Source organism: Streptomyces sp. NPDC028298, from assembly GCF_055565895.1.
Genome location: NZ_JBVHTL010000007.1, coordinates 449597 through 463222, shown reverse-complemented (window position 1 = coordinate 463222; position 13626 = coordinate 449597). Strand labels below are relative to the sequence as shown.

General features: G+C 70.7%; 16 protein-coding genes. 10 read left to right on the top strand and 6 right to left on the bottom strand.

The genetic code is table 11. The features are described 5' to 3' along the window. Nucleotides 1-168: 168 nt before the first annotated feature. A complete protein-coding gene (locus ACZ4TO_RS30485; RefSeq protein WP_468025851.1) occupies nt 169-2697 on the top strand; it encodes an ABC transporter permease in 2529 nt (842 codons plus the stop codon). Nucleotides 2698-2773: 76 nt separating this feature from the next. Here the strand turns inward: ACZ4TO_RS30485 and ACZ4TO_RS30480 are convergent, their stop codons facing one another. Both ACZ4TO_RS30480 and ACZ4TO_RS30475 read right to left on the bottom strand, forming a co-directional pair. Then, nucleotides 2774-3319, bottom strand: a complete 546-nt coding sequence (locus tag ACZ4TO_RS30480; protein ID WP_468025850.1) for a hypothetical protein — start codon at nt 3317-3319, stop codon at nt 2774-2776. Nucleotides 3320-3504: 185 nt separating this feature from the next. Beyond that, nucleotides 3505-4218 carry an SDR family oxidoreductase gene (locus tag ACZ4TO_RS30475; protein ID WP_468025849.1) on the bottom strand — a complete coding sequence of 238 codons (714 nt, stop codon included), beginning with the start codon at nt 4216-4218 and terminating at the stop codon, nt 3505-3507. A gap of 111 nt (nt 4219-4329) precedes the next feature. On the opposite strand from ACZ4TO_RS30475, the gene ACZ4TO_RS30470 reads away from it, so the two are divergent. The 6 genes from ACZ4TO_RS30470 to ACZ4TO_RS30445 all read left to right on the top strand — a co-directional run bounded on the left by ACZ4TO_RS30470 (nt 4330) and on the right by ACZ4TO_RS30445 (nt 8289). Further along, nucleotides 4330-5157, top strand: coding sequence for a helix-turn-helix domain-containing protein (locus ACZ4TO_RS30470; protein WP_382785917.1), 828 nt, complete (start codon nt 4330-4332; stop codon nt 5155-5157). A 106-nt stretch (nt 5158-5263) separates the two neighbouring features. Next, entirely contained in the window at nt 5264-6088 is an 825-nt protein-coding gene (locus ACZ4TO_RS30465) for an SDR family oxidoreductase (RefSeq protein WP_468025848.1), read from the top strand. A 94-nt stretch (nt 6089-6182) separates the two neighbouring features. After that, nucleotides 6183-6524, top strand: coding sequence for an ArsR/SmtB family transcription factor (locus tag ACZ4TO_RS30460; protein ID WP_382784994.1), 342 nt, complete (start codon nt 6183-6185; stop codon nt 6522-6524). Between the two features lie 3 nt (nt 6525-6527). After that, on the top strand, nt 6528-7034 hold the full coding sequence (locus tag ACZ4TO_RS30455) for an SRPBCC family protein (RefSeq protein WP_451076164.1): 507 nt from the start codon (nt 6528-6530) through the stop codon (nt 7032-7034). Then, entirely contained in the window at nt 7034-7702 is a 669-nt protein-coding gene (locus tag ACZ4TO_RS30450) for a dihydrofolate reductase family protein (protein WP_382784999.1), read from the top strand. Before ACZ4TO_RS30455 ends, ACZ4TO_RS30450 begins: the two co-directional genes overlap by 1 nt. Before the next feature lie 86 nt (nt 7703-7788). Then, nucleotides 7789-8289, top strand: a complete 501-nt coding sequence (locus ACZ4TO_RS30445) for a GNAT family N-acetyltransferase (RefSeq protein WP_385037790.1) — start codon at nt 7789-7791, stop codon at nt 8287-8289. Between the two features lie 42 nt (nt 8290-8331). On the opposite strand, the gene ACZ4TO_RS30440 is transcribed toward ACZ4TO_RS30445, so the two are convergent. Continuing rightward, on the bottom strand, nt 8332-8679 hold the full coding sequence (locus ACZ4TO_RS30440; RefSeq protein ID WP_468025847.1) for a VOC family protein: 348 nt from the start codon (nt 8677-8679) through the stop codon (nt 8332-8334). 201 nt (nt 8680-8880) lie between these two features. Here ACZ4TO_RS30440 and ACZ4TO_RS30435 point away from each other — a divergent pair, with 201 nt between their 5' ends. Then, a complete protein-coding gene (locus ACZ4TO_RS30435; RefSeq protein ID WP_385037794.1) occupies nt 8881-9471 on the top strand; it encodes a GNAT family N-acetyltransferase in 591 nt (196 codons plus the stop codon). Here the strand turns inward: ACZ4TO_RS30435 and ACZ4TO_RS30430 are convergent. After that, complete coding sequence (locus ACZ4TO_RS30430) at nt 9462-10049, bottom strand: hypothetical protein (protein WP_382785011.1); 588 nt, start codon at nt 10047-10049, stop codon at nt 9462-9464. The genes ACZ4TO_RS30435 and ACZ4TO_RS30430 overlap by 10 nt on opposite strands. A gap of 347 nt (nt 10050-10396) precedes the next feature. On the opposite strand from ACZ4TO_RS30430, the gene ACZ4TO_RS30425 reads away from it, so the two are divergent. Beyond that, a complete protein-coding gene (locus ACZ4TO_RS30425) occupies nt 10397-11149 on the top strand; it encodes a dienelactone hydrolase family protein (protein WP_382785920.1) in 753 nt (250 codons plus the stop codon). Nucleotides 11150-11257: 108 nt separating this feature from the next. Here ACZ4TO_RS30425 and ACZ4TO_RS30420 read toward each other — a convergent pair whose 3' ends face one another. Then, complete coding sequence (locus tag ACZ4TO_RS30420; RefSeq protein WP_468025846.1) at nt 11258-11824, bottom strand: GNAT family N-acetyltransferase; 567 nt, start codon at nt 11822-11824, stop codon at nt 11258-11260. Nucleotides 11825-12129: 305 nt separating this feature from the next. Here ACZ4TO_RS30420 and ACZ4TO_RS30415 point away from each other — a divergent pair, with 305 nt between their 5' ends. Further along, complete coding sequence (locus ACZ4TO_RS30415; RefSeq protein ID WP_468025845.1) at nt 12130-12765, top strand: GtrA domain-containing protein; 636 nt, start codon at nt 12130-12132, stop codon at nt 12763-12765. Between the two features lie 53 nt (nt 12766-12818). Here ACZ4TO_RS30415 and ACZ4TO_RS30410 read toward each other — a convergent pair whose 3' ends face one another. Further along, complete coding sequence (locus ACZ4TO_RS30410) at nt 12819-13601, bottom strand: VOC family protein (RefSeq protein ID WP_468025844.1); 783 nt, start codon at nt 13599-13601, stop codon at nt 12819-12821. Nucleotides 13602-13626 lie beyond the last annotated feature (25 nt).

The window sequence follows — 13626 nt, the reverse complement described above, 5'->3', positions numbered from 1 at the left end:
CGGACGCCGGTCCACCGCAGTGCGCGGAGCCCTGTGCACAGACGACTGTGTACGCATGGCACGCGAACCCGGAACCACCGGACGGCAGGGCGACGGCGACCTCGGCGGGTGGGACCTCCGTGCCGCGCACTCCACGAATCCGCCCACCGTGAAGAGGACCGAGCACTCATGATGCTGCGCTACGCCCTGAAGTCGGTCCGTGCCCGCAAGGGCGGGTTCCTCGGTGCCTTCCTCGCCCTGATGTGCGCCGCCGCCCTCATCACCGCCTGCGGCACCCTCCTGGAGACGGGACTGCGCGGGACGATCCGCACCGAACGCTACGCCGCCACCCCCGTCGTGGTCTCGGCCGACCAGAACGTTCACCGGACCACCGTCAAACACAAGAAGGGCAAGACCAAGGTCAAGCACAAGGCGAAGCCGATCGCCGAGCGGGCCTGGCTTCCGCAGAGTCTGCGAGGCACCCTCGAACACGCGCCGGGTGTCGCCCGAGTCGTGCCGGAACTGACCTTCCTCGCCCAGCCGTCGACGCCGGGAGGCACGGGCGGTCGCACTGCGTACGGGCACGCCTGGGACTCCGCCGCCCTGACGCCGTACCGGCTGACCACGGGCCGTGCCCCGAGTGCGGCGAGCGACCTCGTCATCGACTCCTGGCTCGCCCAGCGGGCCGGCTTGGCGGTCGGCGACCGGCTCACCGTCCAGTCGACCCAGGCGCCGCGCGCCTACCGCGTCTCCGGAATCGCCGCGCCGGCCGCGGACGTACGGCATCAGACGTCGCTGTTCTTCTCCACCACTGAAGCCCGCAGGCTGGCCGCACATGCCGGGTCCGTCTCCGCGTTCGGTGTGTTCCCGGCCCCGGTTACGGACATCGGGCGACTGCACTCGGCCGTGGCGCAGGCACTGCGCGGAACCACCGCGCAGGTCAGCGGCGGGGACGCCCGTGGCGCCGTCGAGTTCCTGGACGCCGCCTCGGCCCGCACCAAGCTGGTGAGCCTCGGCGGCGCCATGGGCGGCACCTCGCTGCTGGTGGCCGTGCTCGTGGTCGTCGGCACCTTCGCCCTGACCGTGCAGCAACGCCACCGCGAACTCGCCCTGCTGCGCGCCATCGCCGCCGGCCCGGGCCAGATCCGGGGCCTGTTGGGCCGTGAGGCGTTGATCGTCGGCGGGGTCGCCGGTCTCACGGGTGCCCTGCTCGGACTGCCGTTGGGCAGTGCGCTGCACAGCCGATTCGTCGCCATGGGCGCCGTCCCGGGGACGCTTGAGCACACCGCCGGCGTCTTCCCCGTCGTCGCGGGCGTCGCCGCGACGCTGGCCGGAGCCTGGGCCGCCGCCCGGGTCGCCTCCCGCCGGATCGTCCGGATCCGGCCGGCCGAGGCGCTCGCCGAATCCCGCACCGAATCAGGGCGGCTCCCCTGGGGACGTGTCCTCGTGGGACTCCTCCTGCTCGGTGGAGGCACGGCTCTCGTCCTCGTCCTCACCTCCCTGCACACGGAGCCCGCGTCAACACCGGTCACGTTCCTGGCAGTTGTGGTGCTGTCCACGTCCGTCGCCCTGCTGGGACCCCTCCTGGTCAGAGCGGCCATGCTGCTGCTCGGCGGCCCGCTGCGGCTCACCGGGCCGGGCGGCCGGCTCGCCACGGCCAACCTGCGCGGCAACGCCGCCCGTATGGCCGCTGTCGTCACCCCTCTCACCCTCCTCGTCGGCATGACCTGCACGGTCCTGTTCGTCACGCCCACCCTCGGCAACGCCGCCCGAACCCAGGCCCGTGAAGGAGTGCGCGCGGACTGGGTCGTGGTCTCTGCCGGACCGGGCGTCCCTGCCGGAGCGGCACGGGAACTCCGGGCGCACGGTGACGTGGCGACCGAAGTGGTACGTACGACCGTCCGGGTCGGCCTCGACAAGTACGCGGCGCAGGGCGTCACTCCCGCCGGACTCACCCGCACCTGGGACCCGGGCGTCACCGCCGGCTCCCTCGCCCGGCTCAACGATCGCACCGTGGCAGTGAGCGAACTGGCCGCAGACCAGCTCCATTTGAAGCCCGGCAGCACCCTGAAGCTCACGCTCGGCGACGGCACACCGGCCGAGCTGACCGTCGCCGCCGTCTACGCCAAGGGGCTCGGCTTCGGAGACCTCACCTTCGCCCACGACCTGGTCGCACGCCACGTGGACAACCCGCTCGCCGCATCCGTCCTCGTCCGTACGACCCGTAGCCGACCGCAGATCGCGGCGGCGCTGCGTGATCTGCCCGGCGTCCGGGTCGTATCTCCGCGGACCGCCGACCACCTCCAGGCCGAGCGGCAGCAGTCGAACGCGGAGGTGAACTACGTGGCCATGGGACTGGTCCTGATCTTCACCGCCATCGCCGTCGTCAACACGCTCGCCATGTCGGTCTCCGAACGTGTCCGTGAGTTCGCGTTGCTCCGACTCGCGGGGGCCACCCGACGGCAGGTGTTGTGCATGCTGCGCACCGAGGCCCTGTCGGTGCTGCTTCTGGCCACCGTGCTCGGCAGCGGAATCGCGCTCGCGGTCCTGACCGCGTTCAGCGTCGGGATGACCGGCCGCCCCGCCCCGGCCGTCGTCCCCCTGCTGTACGTCACTGTCGTGGGGGTCGCCGGCCTCCTCGCCCTGGTCGCCACCGCGCTGCCCGGACGTGCGGCACTCCGGGTGCGCGCGGTGACGGTGGCCACCGCCAAGGAGTAGGCGCAGCGCCGGGCACGCGGGCTGGGCGGGGGACTGGGCCGGGGAGGGGCGCTCAGGCGGCGGTCGGGTGGCGCTCTCAGATACGTCGAAGGTGCCGTGCGAACAGTTCGCGCGCCCGGACGACGTCGTCCTCCGAGGCGGCACCCTGTTTGGGCAGTACGAAGAAGTACCCCAGGCTTCCGGTGAGGACGAACAGCTCCGGCGTCTCGAACCACCACGGGTACGCGTGCCAGTCGGCGCTGTCGCTCTTCCCTCTCTCGCCGGTCGTCGTCACCCCGGTCTCGGTGAGGAGGGTGTGACAGGAACCGTAGGCCGCCCAGTCCTCGTACTGGCGCCGTACCCGCTGCTTGCGGAAATGGCCGCGCACCATGAACACCGCGATGACGCACAGCACGCCCGCGGCGATGATCTGGATCTCGTCGAGGTGCCAGACCAGGACCCGAACGAGGAAGGCCGCACCCCCGAACGCGACGGGAAGCAGAAGGGAACCGGTGCGCCCCGGCCAGGTCCCCAGCGAGAATCGCCGAAGCGCCCGGTCGTAGTCCGCCGCGTCGGGGGTGTAGTCGAACCGGGCTGTGTCCTGCGCCGCTATGTCGGCTGACCCGGCCTCATCTCTGTTCATGGCTGCGCAGGTTAACGCACGGCTGGGCGGGCCGGACGACCGCCTAAGGGGATCGGCCGTCCGGCCTGTGGGCTGCGCGATTGCCGGGGTCCCGGCGCGGGCGCACGGGGTGCGAGTGCGCCCGGTGCGGGGTGCCTCTCACCGGACCCAGGACTCGGGACCGGGACCGGGCGTCCAAGTGCGGGTCAGGTGATGCGATGTCCTCCGTCGACGTGCAGCACGGTTCCGGTGATGAATCCGTTGCGCATCACCGAGAGGAACGCCTGCGCGATGTCGTCGGGGGTACCGATGCGGCGGGCCGGGAGCCTCGCCGCCAACTCGGTGAAGGCGGCCTGCTTGTCCATCCCGAGCTGGTCCCAGATGGGGGTGTCCACCCAGCCGGGGGAGACGACGTTCACGCGCACCGGCGCCAGTTCGATCGCCAGCCCGTACGCCAGTGACGCGAGCGCGCCGTTGGCCGCGGCCATGATGGTGTTGGAGCCGTTGGGCCGGTACGCGTTGATGCCCGAGGTGTACGTGATCGAGCCGGTGACCCGCCCGGCCGCGTACTTGCCGATCAGCCAGGCACCGAGCAGCTTGGTGTCCACGACGGTCCGTGCGGTCGCGGTGGGAACGTCGGTGGTCCGCCCGTACACGCCGGTGGCGTCCGCCGCGGTGACCACCATGTGCTCCACGCGCCCCACCTTGTCGAACAGTTCGGCGATGTCCTCCTCCCGCCCCAGGTCGGCCGCGATCGTGTCGATCCGCCCGTTCCCGGCATCCTCCAGTTCCTCCTTTGCCTTCGCGAGCCGGTCCGCGGACCGGCCGACGATCGCCACATCCATTCCCTCGGCCACCAGAGTCCTCGCGAGGGCGAGGCCCATGCCGGAGCCGCCGCCGATGATGATCGTGTCAGTCATGATCCGAGGCTGCGCCGCCGGAGCTTCCCCGAGAAGGCCGCGTGGTTCCTGGGTGTGACACGGCCACCCTGGAGGAGACCGGCCGATGGCAGACTGCACGCCGTGAACGTGATGGCCGAGTTCCTCCGGATCCGGCGCGGGCGGATCGGCCCGGCCGACGTCGGGCTGCCCACCGGGCCGGGCGTCCGGCGTACACCAGGGCTGCGCCGCGAGGAGTTGGCCGTGCTGGCCGGCGTGAGCGTGGACTACTACATCCGGATCGAGCAGGGCCGGGAGAGGGCGCCCAGCGACGCCGTACTGGACGCGCTGGCCCGGGCCCTGCGGCTGACCGACGACGAGCACGCCCATCTGCTCGGCCTCGCCGACCAGGTCGCCGGGCGGACCCCGCGCCGCCGACCGTCCGAGCCGCGGCCGGCGGGCACGGGCCTGCACCTGCTGCTGGCGTCGGTCCGGCCCAGCCCGGCGTACGTGCTCGACGAGGTCAACGACGTTCTTGCGGCGAACCCGGAGGGCTTCGCGCTCATGCCCGGGCTCGGCGACTGGCCCGCCGGACAGCGCAACACGATCCGGTACACCTTCCTGCACGCGGCCGCGCGGACCCTGTTCACCGACTGGGACCGGGTGGCCCGCAACTGCGTCGCGCACCTGCACACCGCGGAACTGACCGCCCCGGAACGGACCGCCGCGCTGGTCGCCGAACTGACCTCGGCCAGCGGTGAGTTCGCCGCCCTGTGGCGTCGGCACGAGGTGTGGATCAAACGCGCCGGCGAGACCGCGTTCCGGCATCCGGTGATCGGCCCGGTCACCCTCGCCAACGAGGTGCTCAGCCCCGCCGGCGACGGCCGACGCATCCTGCTCTACCAGGCCCCTCCCGGCACGGCCGAACACGACGCCCTGGTCCTCCTGGCCATGACCACCGAGGACGCGACAACACCGTGAACTCGCCTTCGCGCCACAGACGTTCGCGTTGCCGCCCTTTTACGAAGGCGACCGGCCGACGGCCGATCAGAGCGAGCGGTTGAGCGCTGCCCTATCGTCGGGAGCCATGAGGATCCTGATCATCGGCGGCAGCGGATTTCTGGGAACGGAGCTCGTACGTCAGACAGTTGCCGCGGGCTGGGAGACGGCCGCGACGTCCTGTTCCCGGCCGGGGTCCGTGCACGGCGTCGCGTGGTACGAGCTCGACCTTCGTGTCCCCGGGCGGCTCGACGACGTAGTGGCGGAGGTTGCTCCCCTTGTCGTCGTCAACGCGACGAGCGGAGGAAGCGACTGGACGGTCACCGCCGACGCCGCCTTCCATCTGGTGGCGGCCGCGGCGAAGCGCGGTTGCCGGCTGGTCCACGTCTCCAGCGACGCCGTGTTCTCAGGCGCCCGGATCCACTACGACGAGACCTGCCTGCCTGACCCCCTCACCCCCTACGGTGCGGCGAAAGCCACCGCTGAAACCGCCGTGCGGCTGCTGGCGCCGGACGCCGCGATCGTCCGTACATCGCTGATCGTGGGGCATGGCCGATCCGCGCACGAGCGCATGGTCCACGACCTGGTCGCGGGCGCCCGCGACGGCGTCCTCTTCACCGACGACATCCGCTGCCCCGTCCATGTCGACGACCTCGCATCCGCTGTGTGCGAACTTGCCGCGTCCGACCACACGGGGACGTTCCACCTTGCCGGACCGGACGCCCTCAGCCGTCACGAGCTCGGCGTTCTCATCGCCGGGCGCGACGGACTCGACGCGAGCCGACTGCCCACCGGGCGCCGAGCCGACTCCTTCGTGCCCGGAGCCCTGGACGTCCGCCTCGACAGCAGCGCCACCCAGAAGCGACTGCGCACGCGGCTGCGCGGAGCGCGAGAGTTCCTAGGGTCCGTGTGAGCGGGCGTTCCTGGGGGCTGGGTCTCGTCGTACGACACGACCCGCCCCTTTCTCTCCGCTTGACGCATGCCGATATGGGAATATGATGGCTGCCATGGCACGAGCAGCGACGACATCGGACGTCTTCAACGCGATCGCCGAGCCGCAGCGCCGGGACATACTGGCGCTGCTGCGGGCGGGGGAGCGGCCGGTGACCGACCTGGCCCAGGAGTTGGGGATGACTCAGCCGGGGGCGTCCAAGCACCTGCGGGTGCTCAGGGAGGTCGGGCTGGTGCGGGACCGCAAGGTGGGCAAGCAGCGCCTCTACGGCCTCGATGCCCGCGGGCTGCGACCGGTGCACGAGTGGACCGGCGGGTTCGAGCGGTTCTGGAACGAGAGCTTCGACCGGCTGGACACCTACGTCCAGGACCTCAAGCAGGCACGGCAGGAGGACTGACCGATGGCGGGAGCGAGGCAGGAGACGCGGGCCGAGTCGACGACGGCCGACCGGGAGATCGTGATCTCCCGGGTCATCGACGCCCCACGGGAGCTGGTGTTCGAGGCGTTCACCGAGGTCCGGCACCTGTCGAAGTGGTGGGGCCCGGAGGGGTTCACCACCACCACGAAGTCCTTCGAGTTCCGTGAGGGCGGGGAGTGGGACTTCGTCCTGCACGGGCCCGACGGCACCGACTACTCCGAGTGGATCCGCTGGGTGCGGATCGCCCCGCCGGAGCGGATCGCGCTGCTCCACGGTGAGGTCCGGGACGACCCGAACGCCTTCGAGTCCGTCATCGCGTTCGCCCCGGACGGAGCGGCGACCCGGATCGAGATGCGGACGGTGTTCCCCACCAAGGAGATGCGCGACGAGGCGATCGAGAAGTACCACGCGATCGAGGGCGGCCGGCAGACCCTGGGCAACCTGGCGGCCTACGTCACCGAGACCCTGCGGAAGGGAGCTGAGGGCTGATGGCCGGGAAGGTGTTCTTCAGCGTGTCGATGTCGCTGGACGGCTTCATCGCGCCCGAGTCCGTGCCCGTGGAGGGCGAGCTGTTCGCGCCCGACAAGCAGGACGATCCGCGGGTCCGGCGCTGGATGGCGCAGTGGATGGAGCTGCAACAGTGGATCTTCCCGTTGCGGTTCTTCCGGGAGAACCTGAAGCTCGGCGAGGGCGGTGAGGAAGGGCGCGACAACGACATCGCGCGGGAGACGTTCGAGCGTACTGGCGCGAGCGTGATGGGCCGGCGCATGTTCGACCTCGGCGAGCAGTCGTGGCCGGAGGACGCGCCCTTCCACACCCCGGTCTTCGTCGTGACGCACACCAAGCGCGACCCCTGGGAACGGCTGGGTGGCACGACGTTCCACTTCGTCGACGACGGCATCGAGCACGCCCTCGACCAGGCCCGCGAGGCCGCCGGCGACCGTGACGTCCGGATCGCAGGCGGCGGCGCGACGATCCTGGAGTACCTGAACGCCGGCCTGGTCGACGAGTTCTCGATCACGCTGTCACCCGTGCTGTTCGGCTCCGGCACCCGCCTGTTCGACGGCGTGGACGCCTCCAGGATCGCCCTGGAGCCCCTCCGCTCGGAACCGTCGCCGCGGGTGACACACCTGACCTACGCAGTGCGCCCTCGCTAGCCACGCCCACTGGCTCCTCCCTGGTGTGGCGAGCACTCACCGCCTACACGGACTGGGCCCGGTTCGTCCCGTGTGATGCTGACGTCATGACTGATCATGGCGAGGTTTCCGTCGTCCGCTGGCCAGGCCGGACTCCTTTCGTCGAGGACGGACTGCCTGATCTGCTCGCGGCCTATCATCTGCGGACGGAGGCTGAGAAGGGTGAGCCCGTCGCCACGGTGGACGGACTGCCGGACCGCTACCGGGCGGAGATCTCGGACCCGCGGACCGCGTTCGCCGACGATGCGGTGCTGGTGGCTCTGAGCGGAGGCGCCACGGCGGGCTGTCTGGTGGTGACCGCCCCCGCCTACGGGTGGTCGGAGATCAAACGGCTCTGGACAGATCCGGAATTCCGGGGCCGGGGCATCGCGTCGAGCCTGCTCGGTGCCGCGCTCGCCCATGCCGCGGAGAGCGGCGCGGGCACCGTTCGTCTGTCGGTGTGGGAATGGCGGACCGGGGCCATCGCTCTGTACGAGCGGTTCGGCTTCGTCGTCGCCGAGTCATGGGACGAACGGGATCAACTGGTCTGCATGGCGCGTGCCGTGTGAGCGGTGGTGATCAGCACCCTCCCGACGAGCAGCGGGGCCGGGTCAACGGTGGCCCAGCACGTTGATCACCCGGCCGTTGGGGTCGCGGACGAAGAAGCGGCGTACTCCCCACTCCTCGTCCTGCAGCGGATGCACGATCTCCGCGCCCTGCTCCCGCATGACCGCGTAGGCGGCGTCGACGTCGTCCACCTCCACACTCATGTCCGGCGTGACCGGCGCGGTTTTGTCCCTGGCCATGAAGCTGACCTGTGCCGTCGGATGGGACGGGGAGGCGAGCGTCATGATCCAGCCGTGGTTCATGACCTCCTCGAAGCCCAGCAGGCCATAGAACTCCCGGTTCTCCTGCACTGCCTCCGACTGAACGTTGGGCACGACACGGCGAACGGTCATCGACGACTCCGAGCGAGTAGGGGTGCGACACTGGGGAATTTTCAGGAGTACTACGGCATGCCCGTCTCCACGACCGGGTTACAGACGAAGTACGTGAGGCGCGCCAGGCCGGACAAGGATTTGGGCCTCGAGCTGATCCGGACGCGGGCCCAGGGCAAAAACAGATTGCCCCGGGACCAGCGCTCGCGTTGGCTGGGCGGTATGGCTGAACTGCGTACCGACCGCCTTGTCCTGCGCCGATGGCGTGAGTCCGACCTTGAACCGTGGGCGGCCATGAACGCCGATCCCGAGGTGCGAGAGCACTTGGGCGACCTGCTGACCCGCGACCAGAGCGATGCCTCGGTGGCGTTGTTCCAGGCCGAGTTCGACCAGCGGGGCTACGGGTGGTGGGCGGTCGAGGTGGAGGCCACGGGCGAGTTCGTCGGCTTCGCCGGCCTGGACGACGTGGACGACGAGATGCCGTTCACCGGAGTGGAGATCGGCTGGCGGCTCGCCCGCTCGGCCTGGGGCCACGGCTACGCCACCGAGGCCGCGCTGACCGTCCTGTCCCACGGCTTCGACACCCTTGGGCTCCCTGAGATCCTCGCCGTCACGACAGCCACCAACGTGAGGTCGCAGGCGGTGATGCGTCGGATCGGTATGACCCGGGACCCGGTCGACGACTTCGACGACCCCAGCGCGCCCGAAGGGCCCCTGGGTCCGAACGTGCTGTACCGCATCGCTCGTCGTACGGACGTCTCTGACGGTCCCGGAGGCGCGCCCGGCGTGTCTCCGCACCGGGCTCAGGAGTAGGCCATCGGGCAGCCACGGCGTATGGAGTGCTGGGCGGCGCGCAGAGACAGTGCGACGTAGAAGGCCGTGTCCAGGTCGTCGCTCCAGGGGCCCGGTCGGGCAGCGGCCAGTCGTTGCGCCGCTCCGTCCCGGAACCAGGTGGTCAGATCGAGGTTGTCGCACATCTCCGGTGTCTCGGGCGGCAGCTCGATGGCCGCCGCCAGTCTCTCCGCGATCGCCAGCAACCGGGGCGCGCCAAGCACGACGGTCGAGTCCGAATAGCCGGACTCGACCGGCAGCGTGATCGTGTCGTCGAGCGAGAACGGCACGAGGAGTGTCCAGTCGCAGACGATCTCCGCGTCCTCCTTGGACAGTCGGGCCTGGCACAGCGCCCAGAAGCCGTCCATCGAAGGGATCAGTTTCTCCTCGAAGGCCTGCCCCGAACCGCGGACGAAGTCCGTCTCCTCGGGCACCGATTCATAGGGCGGCAGCCCCCGTTGCCGCAGTTCCTCGTTCAGTGCCGAGGCCACGTCCCCCCACCCGTCCTCACCCTCGGTGAACCAGTCCTCCGCACAGACACTGACCAGATAGACGCCCATGACCGCAACGTACAACCCGCCACTGACACTCCGGGCGGTCCGTACGGGCGGTCCGGACCGCCCGTACCGACCGGACGTGCCTCCCCAGGAGATTCCGGACCCGCCGGGACGGCTCGGGCCCGCGTCCGTGACCCCACCGACACGCACGTGACCCGCTCAAGATCTCTTCAGTTCGCCCGGTCGTGGCCGCGCGCACCTAGGATGAACCGACAGCAGCGTCCGGGGTGTTGGAGCCGGCCGGCCGTGAACCGGTACGACGATCACGCTGTGCTGGATCCATCGGACCGCGGCCGTGTGCGCGCGGACGGTTCCGCCCCGGTCATCGGTCCGAGGAAAGAAGATCCGTCATTCCCGTCGTCAAGGCACTGCAGATCCCCACTCCGGACGGCCGGGCCGACGCCCTCGCCGCCTTCCCCGACAACGGCGAGCGGCACCCGGGGGTGCTGCTGTACATGGACGCCTTCGGCGTACGGCCCGTGTTGGAGGAGATGGCCCGTGAGCTGGCCGGACACGGCTACTACGTCCTGGTCCCCAACATCTTCTACCGGCACAGCCCGGCCCCGGTGTTCGACCTTCCCGAGCACATCACGCAGGAGGCCCGGCCCGCGGTCTTCGCCCAGGTGATGCCCCAGATCCAGGCGCACACCGTCGAGCGCGTCCTGAGCGATGCCGACGCCTACCTCCGGTTCCTCACCGCACAGCCCGAGGTCGTCGCCGGACCGGTGGGTGTCATCGGCTACTGCATGGGCGCCAACGTGGCCGTCCGCACCGCGGCCGCCCACCCCGGCCAGGTGGCCGCCCTCGCGGGGTTCCATCCCAGCCCGCTGCTGAGTGACGCCCCCGACAGTCCGCACCTCCTCTTCCCCGAGCTCACCGCGCGGGTCCATCTCGGCATCGCCGAGAGCGACATGACCCCCGAGGTGGTCGGCAAGCTGGACCAGGCCTTGGAGGCCGCGGGCGTGGAGCACAGCTGCGAGATCTACCCGGGAACGGTCCACGGCTTCACCATGGCCGACACCGACGCCTTCGACCCCGCCGCACTGCGACGCCACTGGGACCGCCTGCTTCCCCTGCTGGAGAGCGCCCTGACCAAGCCCTGAGCGCCTCCTGGGCGGCACGGGCACGACGGTACGCCACGCTCTCGATCCACACGCTCGAGGTCCGGGCGGCTCCCCGAAGAAGGACGATCGCGGGGCGGCCGCCCCGACCTACGGCGTGTGCCCGTGTGACTGAGCGGTGGAGACAGGCGGGACCGTGGGCCGCATGCCGAGCCACTGCTCGGCGCCCCAGGCCTCGAACCGTTCCAGCTCCGTGAACCCGAGCTTCGCCGCGAGACGCATCGAGCCCGCATTGGCGGTCTGGGTGGCGAGCACCACGGGCTCGCCGGGAAGCGCGTCGGCGAGCCAGTCGAGGGCGGCCGCACATGCCTCGGCGGCGTACCCGGATCCCCAGGCCCGCGGCAGGAACAGGTAGCCGAGGTCGACTTTCCCCGCGGCGGCAGGGCGTCGGTGCCCGGTCGCTCTCCTGAGCAGGATCTGGCCGATCATCGCCCCGTCGAGCTCGACGACGAAGCTCCCGGGCCACCGCTCCGGCACCTCGGGCGTCTCGCGCTCCAGCTCGTCGCGCGGCCGGGGGCCGCCGAGGTAGGTGTGCACCTCCGGCGAGGCGAGCAACTCGATGAACGCCGCGCGGTCCCGGCCCTCGGGCTCACGGAGCACGAGGCGCTCGGTCCTGATCGGCTCGGGCGGCCATATGACGGGTCCAAGATCTTCCATCCGCGCACGCTAACAGCCGGTCGAACCAGCCGTACGGGACTCGTCGCCCACCCGCTCGGTTCCGGGCCCGCGTGCCGTCCCGCTGTAGCGTTCAGCCTCTTCCAATGCAACGGCAGCGGCTTGGCCTGTTGCGTTAGACCTATGGCCATTGCAACAATTTATCGGCAACCACCTGCGAATATAGCGCTGTACCGCAATTAATCCGTTGCTGGATCCATGAACGCAACGTAGCGTTTCCGATATCAGAAACGATGGCGAGTCGGCCTCGTCGATCGGTCGAGCGAACGGACAAAGGGGTGGGGATCATGGAAACTGCGCAGAGCCGGCGGCAGGCCGCCGCTCCGGGTGCCTTCACCGCCTTCGCTCGCTTCGTGCTCTGCGGTGGGGGAGTGGGGCTCGCCTCCAGCTTCGCCGTGGCGGCCCTCGCCTCCTGGATTCCCTGGAGCCTGGCCAACGCCCTGATCACGGCGGCCTCCACTCTCCTGGCCACCGAACTGCACGCCCGCTTCACGTTCGGTGCGGGCGGGCGCGCCACCTGGAGTCAGCACGTGCAGTCGGCCGGGTCCGCCGCGGCCACGTACGCGGTGACCTGTGTGGCGATGGTCGTCCTGCATCACGTGGTGGCGTCGCCCGGTGTCGCTGTCGAGCAGGCCGTCTATCTGTCCGCTTCCGCGCTCGCCGGCGTGGCCCGGTTCGTGGCGTTGCGTCTGGTCGTCTTCGCCCGCGGCCACGCACAGGACGCGGCGGGCACCGCCCGCCGTGCCCCCGAGCCGGGTTCGGTCGCCGTCCGTCGCGCCACTGTGCCGGGTTCGGTCGTTGTCCAGCGCACCCCCGTGCCGGACGCGGACGCCGTCCGCGCCGCCTGCCCGGCGTCCGCAGCCGGGGCCACGGTCCGCGTCCCGGCGCCGGCCGGTCAGGTGGCGCTCTGCCGCGCCGCCTGACCGGCTCGACGCGGCGGGATGCCGGGCGGAGCGCCCGGCATCCCGCCGCGTCGTCACATCCGCGGGTCGGGCTTCAGCAGGGCGAACGTCGCGCCGAAGGGGTCCGCGAGCCAGGCGATCCGGCCGACCTCCGGGACGTCCGCCGCCGGCATCAGGACGGACCCGCCGTTCGCCGTGGTCGCCGCGGCCGTGGCGTCGGCGTCCTCCGCGAAGAAGTACGGCACCCAGCGCGGCCGTTCGCCCTCGCCGTCACCCATCGGCGCGACCCCGCCGAAGGAGGCGTCCTGCTGGTCTCCGTCCTTGGTGCTCAGCACCCGGTACGTCATGCCAGGCGCCTGCATGTCCTGGCTGCGCCAGCCGAACAGGCCCTCGTAGAAGGTGATGGCGGCGAGGGGGTCGGGGACGTGCAGCTCTGCCCAGAGCAGCGTGTTCGGGGCGGAGGCGATCCCCAGTCCGGTGGTCTTGCCGGGCTGCCAGAGCGCGAACTCGGCGCCCTGCGGGTCGGTGGCCTGTGCCAGGTGGCCCTCGCCCATGACGTCCATCGGCTCCATCCGGACGGTGCCGCCACCGGCCGTCACGGCCGAGACCGTGGCCTGGATGTCCTCGGCCTTGAAGTGGATCATCCAGGCCGACGTCGCGCCCTCCTGGGTGAGCGGTCCGAGGGCCGCGACGGTCTTCCCGTCGATCTGGAAGAACCCGTACCCGCCCGCCTCCGGTCCGGCGGAGACGAACTGCCAGCCGAAGACGGCGCCGTAGAACGCGGCGGCCGCCTCGATGTCAGGGCTGCCGAGGTCGAGCCAGTTGGGTGATCCGAGGGCGAAGTCTGTGCCGAGCATGAGGAGTCCTCCGGGGGCGTCGGTC

Coding starts and splice junctions, on each gene's coding strand:
- ACZ4TO_RS30485 (WP_468025851.1), top strand. CDS start 169: ATGATGCTGCGCTACGCCCTGAAGTCGGTCCGTGCCCGCAAGGGCGGG.
- ACZ4TO_RS30480 (WP_468025850.1), bottom strand. CDS start 3,319: ATGAACAGAGATGAGGCCGGGTCAGCCGACATAGCGGCGCAGGACACA.
- ACZ4TO_RS30475 (WP_468025849.1), bottom strand. CDS start 4,218: ATGACTGACACGATCATCATCGGCGGCGGCTCCGGCATGGGCCTCGCC.
- ACZ4TO_RS30470 (WP_382785917.1), top strand. CDS start 4,330: ATGGCCGAGTTCCTCCGGATCCGGCGCGGGCGGATCGGCCCGGCCGAC.
- ACZ4TO_RS30465 (WP_468025848.1), top strand. CDS start 5,264: ATGAGGATCCTGATCATCGGCGGCAGCGGATTTCTGGGAACGGAGCTC.
- ACZ4TO_RS30460 (WP_382784994.1), top strand. CDS start 6,183: ATGGCACGAGCAGCGACGACATCGGACGTCTTCAACGCGATCGCCGAG.
- ACZ4TO_RS30455 (WP_451076164.1), top strand. CDS start 6,528: ATGGCGGGAGCGAGGCAGGAGACGCGGGCCGAGTCGACGACGGCCGAC.
- ACZ4TO_RS30450 (WP_382784999.1), top strand. CDS start 7,034: ATGGCCGGGAAGGTGTTCTTCAGCGTGTCGATGTCGCTGGACGGCTTC.
- ACZ4TO_RS30445 (WP_385037790.1), top strand. CDS start 7,789: ATGACTGATCATGGCGAGGTTTCCGTCGTCCGCTGGCCAGGCCGGACT.
- ACZ4TO_RS30440 (WP_468025847.1), bottom strand. CDS start 8,679: ATGACCGTTCGCCGTGTCGTGCCCAACGTTCAGTCGGAGGCAGTGCAG.
- ACZ4TO_RS30435 (WP_385037794.1), top strand. CDS start 8,881: ATGGCTGAACTGCGTACCGACCGCCTTGTCCTGCGCCGATGGCGTGAG.
- ACZ4TO_RS30430 (WP_382785011.1), bottom strand. CDS start 10,049: ATGGGCGTCTATCTGGTCAGTGTCTGTGCGGAGGACTGGTTCACCGAG.
- ACZ4TO_RS30420 (WP_468025846.1), bottom strand. CDS start 11,824: ATGGAAGATCTTGGACCCGTCATATGGCCGCCCGAGCCGATCAGGACC.
- ACZ4TO_RS30415 (WP_468025845.1), top strand. CDS start 12,130: ATGGAAACTGCGCAGAGCCGGCGGCAGGCCGCCGCTCCGGGTGCCTTC.
- ACZ4TO_RS30410 (WP_468025844.1), bottom strand. CDS start 13,601: ATGCTCGGCACAGACTTCGCCCTCGGATCACCCAACTGGCTCGACCTC.